9 protein-coding genes are annotated in these 6,382 nt (G+C 37.4%); 7 read left to right on the top strand and 2 right to left on the bottom strand.

Annotation, left to right across the window (positions count from 1 at the left end; all coding sequences use genetic code 11):
- The first annotated feature begins 464 nt into the window (after window positions 1-464).
- From CWS20_RS27645 to CWS20_RS27630, 4 genes are all read left to right on the top strand, one after another.
- Window positions 465-1,196, top strand: a complete 732-nt coding sequence (locus CWS20_RS27645; RefSeq protein ID WP_066194775.1) for an SDR family oxidoreductase — start codon at window positions 465-467, stop codon at window positions 1,194-1,196.
- Window positions 1,193-2,230: an S-adenosylmethionine:tRNA ribosyltransferase-isomerase gene (locus CWS20_RS27640; RefSeq protein ID WP_066194776.1), complete on the top strand. Its 1,038-nt coding sequence runs from the start codon at window positions 1,193-1,195 to the stop codon at window positions 2,228-2,230. Before CWS20_RS27645 ends, CWS20_RS27640 begins: the two co-directional genes overlap by 4 nt.
- Window positions 2,227-2,595, top strand: coding sequence for a VOC family protein (locus CWS20_RS27635; RefSeq protein WP_066194777.1), 369 nt, complete (start codon window positions 2,227-2,229; stop codon window positions 2,593-2,595). The genes CWS20_RS27640 and CWS20_RS27635 overlap by 4 nt, the downstream gene beginning before the upstream one ends.
- A gap of 334 nt (window positions 2,596-2,929) precedes the next feature.
- Window positions 2,930-3,385 (top strand): N-acetyltransferase, encoded by a 456-nt coding sequence (locus CWS20_RS27630; RefSeq protein WP_066194778.1) that lies wholly within the window; start codon window positions 2,930-2,932, stop codon window positions 3,383-3,385.
- 18 nt (window positions 3,386-3,403) lie between these two features.
- Here CWS20_RS27630 and CWS20_RS27625 read toward each other — a convergent pair whose 3' ends face one another.
- Window positions 3,404-3,934: a hypothetical protein gene (locus CWS20_RS27625; RefSeq protein WP_142385435.1), complete on the bottom strand. Its 531-nt coding sequence runs from the start codon at window positions 3,932-3,934 to the stop codon at window positions 3,404-3,406.
- 107 nt (window positions 3,935-4,041) lie between these two features.
- Between CWS20_RS27625 and CWS20_RS27620 the strand changes: the two genes are divergently transcribed.
- The 3 genes from CWS20_RS27620 to CWS20_RS27610 all read left to right on the top strand — a co-directional run bounded on the left by CWS20_RS27620 (window position 4,042) and on the right by CWS20_RS27610 (window position 6,127).
- Window positions 4,042-4,584 (top strand): short-chain dehydrogenase, encoded by a 543-nt coding sequence (locus CWS20_RS27620; RefSeq protein WP_326135118.1) that lies wholly within the window; start codon window positions 4,042-4,044, stop codon window positions 4,582-4,584.
- A gap of 36 nt (window positions 4,585-4,620) precedes the next feature.
- Complete coding sequence (locus CWS20_RS27615) at window positions 4,621-5,238, top strand: NUDIX hydrolase (RefSeq protein WP_066194780.1); 618 nt, start codon at window positions 4,621-4,623, stop codon at window positions 5,236-5,238.
- A 499-nt stretch (window positions 5,239-5,737) separates the two neighbouring features.
- Complete coding sequence (locus CWS20_RS27610) at window positions 5,738-6,127, top strand: DUF2283 domain-containing protein (protein WP_066194781.1); 390 nt, start codon at window positions 5,738-5,740, stop codon at window positions 6,125-6,127.
- A gap of 68 nt (window positions 6,128-6,195) precedes the next feature.
- Here the strand turns inward: CWS20_RS27610 and CWS20_RS28315 are convergent.
- On the bottom strand, window positions 6,196-6,382 hold a 187-nt coding region (locus CWS20_RS28315; RefSeq protein WP_158237044.1), incomplete at its 5' end, for a hypothetical protein.

Here is a 6,382-nt window from a genome sequence, read left to right as displayed (position 1 = left end):
TAACTTTTAGGGGTCACTTCAAAACAGAATTTCGCATGATAGTTCGGTTTTTTCTTCGGCTGAAATACTTCTGTCCCAGCCTCTTTTTTATTGGTTCAAATCATTCCATCCTGTTTTAATGCCTATTCCATTATCGTAGTCACAAAATCTGCAATTTGCTTTAAGTATTGCAGGCCATTTTCCATTGCAATTCCTAAACCGTCCACATCTAGCCTATCGTTCTCCTACTCGCACCATCCTTCAAAAGCAATCGGCCTCTGACAATATAAAGTTAAAGTAATCAAGTACTTTTTGAATGACTATGGAGCTAATTAGCTATGTAGATAGACAATTATTTCTCGCTCAAAAGTAGTAGATCCTTATCATCCTATTTTAGTAACAGCTTTCCGGCTACCTACCGATGTGACAGATACAATCTCTTACTAAAATAAAAGTAAGAATAATAAAGAAAGCGAGAGATTTTTATGAACAAAAAAATGGTTGTTATGATTACTGGAGCATCTAAGGGTCTTGGAAGAGCATTGACATTGGCATTCGCAAAAAAAGGAGTCAGGCTTGCAATATGTGCAAGAGGAAAAGAACTGCTGCACAAGGTAGAACAGGAAGCACAGGAACTTGGAGGAGAGGTCATTGCAGTAAATGCTGATATTTCTAAAGTAAAGGAAGTTGATCGCTTTGTATCGATTGTAGAAGAAGCATTTGGAAGAGTGGATGTATTAATTAATAATGCATCAGTATTTGGACCGGGACCTATGCTCTTGGCTGATTACCCGCATCATGACTTTGCTGAAGTGCTTCGGATGAATGTGATGAATCCATTCCTTGTCACGAAGCGTGTATTGCCGGGCATGTTGACTCGAAATAATGGGAGAATCCTTAATGTAACATCGGAGGCTGGAAAAACGGGATTTTCGGAATGGGGTGCTTACGGCATCTCCAAATTCGCAGTTGAGGGCTTAACACAAACATGGGCTGATGAGCTGCAACATACCGGGGTTAGTGTGAGTATGGTCGACCCTGGTGAAATGGATACTGCGATGCATGCGATTGCCGTTCCGGATTGTCATTATGAGCTTGGTGTTCCTAATGATGTTGCAAAAGCCTTTGTATACCTTGCATTAAACCAATCAATTGAATTAAACGGAAAGAGATTTGAGGCACAATCTATGTTAGAAGAAAAGAGGGACATTCTATGAAGGCAGCTGCTCGTTCCTTCCTTATACCTAACTATTTAAATGCGAATACTCCAGCTGAATATAGAGGAATACAAAGGGATCATGTCCGATTAATGACGCTCGATCCAGTAACAGGAGAAACCTTCCATAATTTTTTTTATCAACTAAATGCCTGCTTGCGTGAAGGAGATTTACTTGTGCTCAATAATAGTCGAACCATTCCGGCTGTGTTAAAAGGAAAAAAGCAGAAGCAAGCGATTGAACTTCATTTATCCCGGAAATTATCTAATCATGAATGGGAAGGACTTATTGTAGGTGGAGTATTCACAATTGGAGAAAAGATAGACTTTCCCGGTGATTTAACTGCAACGATTACTGGATTAGGAAATGAAGCACCTTTGATTATTCTCTCCTTTTCAAAAGGTGGATTAGATTTATATGATGCTATTTATCGATACGGTGAGCCGCTGCACTATGAATACATTGAAACACCTTGGCCACTAGAGATGTATCAAACAGTCTATGCTTCTGTTCCAGGCTCAGTGGAAATGCCTTCTGCCGGAAGAGCTTTCTCCTGGAAGCTACTTAATAAATTGAAGCAAAAAGGAGTGAAAATTGCTTTCGTACAGCTTCATGCGGGGTTAAGTTATTACGGAAACGATCGTTGGCCCAATCCAAGTAAGCATCTTGAAGTATTTTGCGTTCCAAAAGAGACAGCAGAATTGGTAAACAAAACGAAAAAAAATAATGGGCGTGTCATTGCAGTTGGCACAACAGTCGTTCGGGCACTTGAAACAGCTGTCAATAATGCGGGAAATGTTGAAGCACAGGAAGGGATAACACGTCTATATATTCAAAAAGGGTACCCTCTGAAAGCAGTCGATGGACTCTTAACAGGTTTTCATGAACCGGAAGCAAGTCATCTTGATCTGCTTACTGCATTTATAGAAGAAGATTATCTTATGAAAGCATACAACGAGGCATTAACTACCGGATATCTTTGGCATGAGTTTGGCGATATGAATTTAATTTTGCCTATGGAAGAGAAGTTATGAAGTGGCATCATGCAGGAATACAAGTACGAAATTTAGAGGACTCGATTCAGTTTTATGTAAGTGTTTTTGATTTTAAAATCGAGCAATATCTTACGTTACCTGGTGAAAAAATAGCCTTTCTAAAAAAAGAAGATGTTAGAATCGAATTAATTGAATTAGAGGGCTTTCCGGCACCTTTTAGTTCTATTCATCTATCGTGGAAAGTGGATGATATAGAGGAGTGGAATAATAAGTTGAGAGACAATGGGCATGATCCGACAGAAGGGCCTTACAAGCTGGAAAATGGTTGGGTTGCAGTATTTTATAGGGGAATTGATAACGAGGTAATAGAGTTAATTATGGAAAGTAATGATTCAAAAAAATAATAATACTGGATTGAATTAAAGTTCGAACGAGTAAGAGGTATTCCGACAGCGTCCTTTTACCAGATGAGGCTTGGGCCCTGAACTATTCTGTGTGGCTTCAACTTTTTCCTTAAGTAGCTTTAAAAAATCACTCTTTCGATTATGTCTGCAGACAACTCTGTAGACATAACGGGAAGAGACAGCTACAAGCATTCATTGCAATCTAACTATGAAGATATATTAACCTTAAAAAGAAAAGAATCAAATGATAAAAAAACCTTCGGAAATAATCTTGTATAAAAATTCAAATTATTGTATTTTTATTATATATTATTTTTCAAAAGGGGCTCAGATGATGAATATTTATCATGCAGTTTCAACTGATGTAAAAGAAATGCATCAATTAATCCAAATTTATGCTCATAAAGGAGTCGTTCTGCCTAGAACTCATTTATCGCTTTACCAGCATTTGCAATGTTTATATGTAATGAAAGAGAATAATAAAATCATAGGTGTTGCAGGTCTCCACGTTCTCGGTGAGGATTTGGCAGAAATACGTTCACTTGTTGTTGCAGAAAATTACGCTGGTCAGGGAATCGGCAGAAAATTAGTCCATCATATTGCTGATGAAGCAATAAAACTTGGTATTCGTCGTTTAATATCTTTAACATACGAAACAGAGTTTTTTATGAAATGTGATTTTACTGCCGTTTCTAAAGAGACATTGCCGGAAAAAATTTGGATTGATTGTGTGAGCTGTCCTAAACTTGATTGCTGTGATGAGGTTGCAATGATTCGTTTTATTTCATAGGGTCATAGATACGCTGTACTATTCAAACAAAAGATCTTCTAAAAAGGCCGCTTCTTTATTATAGATTTTATACATAAATGACATCAGTATTGTGATCGAAAATAGTGGAGTACTGTGATCGACTGGCTCTAGAAATTCAATGGTTGTTTGTAATGTCCATTCGTTTGGCTTTATTTTTGCAAAAAGCTTGCCGCCGATTTTACATTCAATATGTCTATCCCAATTTTCTTCAAAACAAACAGATTGCTGTTGAATTTCACCAAGGACACAAAAATAGAGGAAGTTAGCGCCAAGTTTATCGCTAAAATGGTAATGCTCTTCATCATGTTTAGCTTCATAATTCGTCTGTACCAATCTTTTAATCCCATTTTTTTTAATTCCAAGAAAAGTGGGAGTTCCGGTAAATGGGTGATAGATAAATCCATTTCCTTTTTCAAAGCCTTTTAGGTTCGTCCCTCTAATTTCCCCGCATTCTTCCTTCTGCTCATTCACAACAATGATTTTTTTACTTTTTAATAATGATTCCTTAAAAGTGTAGGTTGTCATCATTCATTCCTCTTTATTTTGTGGTTTACCTTTTATACGTTTAATGAACAAGAAAGTTTCCATATTATTAAAGGGGAAAAGCAGTAAATGTGGAATTTAACGTAAAGGAAGTGAGTAAATTGAAGCACGCGTTTGTAATTGGCGGAACTGGCATGCTAGCTGAAGTATCGCTATGGCTAGTTAATCAAGGCTATATTGTAACCGTCGTAGGACGTAATGAAGAAAAGATGAAAGCTCTGATGAAAAAAGATGAATTAAATATTGTTCCGCTGTTAGTTGATTATCACGATACTAATCAATTTCGCAATTGTATTCGGCAAACTATTGCACAAAATGGCCCAATTGATTTAGTTGTTGCTTGGATACATAGCATTGGAGATGATGTACTGCGGATATTAAGCAGCGAAATATCAAATAACTGGCAGCTTTTTCATGTATTGGGCAGCCGGGCTAATTTACCATACATAAAAAATATAGTGCAGTTATCTCCTAATTGTATGTATTTTCAGATCCAGTTAGGGTTCATCATTGAAGCGAATCATTCAAGATGGCTGACACATCAAGAAATATCAGCAGGTGTCATTGATGCAATAAAGAAGAAGGAGAATACTTTAATAGTGGGGGTTCTTGAACCTGTAGAGAAGCGGCCGTGATTAGGCCATTAACAACAAATGAGAGGTGGGCATGAAGTGGAACCAAAATGGCTGGAATGGGCAAAACAGCTGCAGGCGATTGCGCAAACGGGACTAGCTTATTCGAAAGATATTTATGATATTGAACGTTTTGAAATGATACGCCAACTCAGTGTGGAAATTATGGCAGAGTATACAACTGTGGATAATGAGAAAATCAAAGAATTATTTGCCAGTGAAATAGGCTATGCAACACCCAAAGTCGATATAAGGGCGGCTGTCTTTAAGGAAAATAAAATATTAATGGTTAAGGAAAATTCGGATGGGTACTGGTCATTGCCCGGCGGCTGGGCCGATATTGGTCTTTCACCAAGCGAAGTGGCTGTTAAGGAAGTGAAAGAAGAAACAGGGCTAGACGTCAAAGCTATCAAACTGCTGGGCGTACTCGATAAGAAATTTTATCCTCATCTTCCAGCTTACTACCATCTATATAAAATCTTTATTCAGTGTGAGCTAATTGGGGGAGATATGAAGACTAGCATTGAAACAAGTGACGTAGGTTTTTTCGGAGAAGATGAGCTGCCTCCATTATCAATGAGCAGAGTGACAGAACCGCAAATCAAATGGGCATTTAAACATTTGTATTTTCCACATACAAGCGCTTATGTCGATTAACATAAGCGCTTATTTGTATGAAATATGAGAATTAGCATCAATAACAAGGGGAGAAAAATGGGAAATGATTCATATAATCAAAGAGCGACTTTTAGCAGTGGAAAGTTCAAATATTTTGGCGATAGGCATGTATGGCTCTCTTTGTATGGGGAGGATTGAATTTAGAACAAGGCAGTTTCCTTTCTAATTACGTATGATTCCATAGTTCTTTTATAAGAATCGCCAATATTGAGCTGATGTATGTATTAAAGTGACGAAAAGCCCGAGAAGAGAGAGAACTATCACATAAAAAGAGTTTTATAGCGGCAAGAAGACTGCGAAATGGAAATCCTGTTACTAAAGCAAATTACTCCTGTTACAAGTCAAACAGCTCTCCACAATCATCGTTAACTTAATAAAATGAGATCCCGTCTCATAAAATATTCAATGATTAACGCTTTTTATTAAAAAGGAAAAATAGTAAAATATCATCATTGTGATTCAATGTGAGGGAGATAATATGAGAAACAACTATATGACTTATGATTCGGATGCTGCAATGGGTTATATTTATTTAACTGAGCCCGGAGAGCATGAAATTGACTGCACGGATGAGCTTGTGGGAAATCCTGACATCATATTGGATGTCGGCAAGCATGTTCCAATTATAGGAATCGAATTGGCAGGTGTGGCGGCTGAGAAGCTGAAGTATATTGCTGACAAGGATCGGATATTTTCAAGAAAAAGGAGTCAGGATGGACGGGAAGTTTATCGTTTCATGCTTCAAGAAAAAAAGGTAGTAAAAGCGATATCATTTAAGGAGATGAATGAAGTTAAATTTTTATTTGCAGATGAACAGTTTAACGATTTCATTGGTTTAGAATTAGATGTAGACCGATATAATTTTTAAAAGTAAAAAATAATGAATTTTTCATTCTCAATGATAGACAATTTCTTATCATAACTGTTTTTCCTAAGCTAAATTGTATCTGAATCCAGTCTATAAGAAAGCGCCGGATTCGCCTCAAGAAACCCGCCACTTGAGTCAAATTGATAAGAAAGCGCCGGATTCGCCTCAAGAAACCCGCCACTTGAGCCAAGTTGATAAGAAAGCACCGGATTCGCCTCAAGAAACCCGCCGTCTGAGCCAAGTTGATAAGAAAGC

The organism is Cytobacillus horneckiae (assembly GCF_002835735.1).
Classification (GTDB): domain Bacteria; phylum Bacillota; class Bacilli; order Bacillales; family Cytobacillaceae; genus Cytobacillus; species Cytobacillus horneckiae.
Note: the sequence above shows the minus strand (reverse complement) of the source record. Positions and strands in the feature narration are given on the sequence as shown.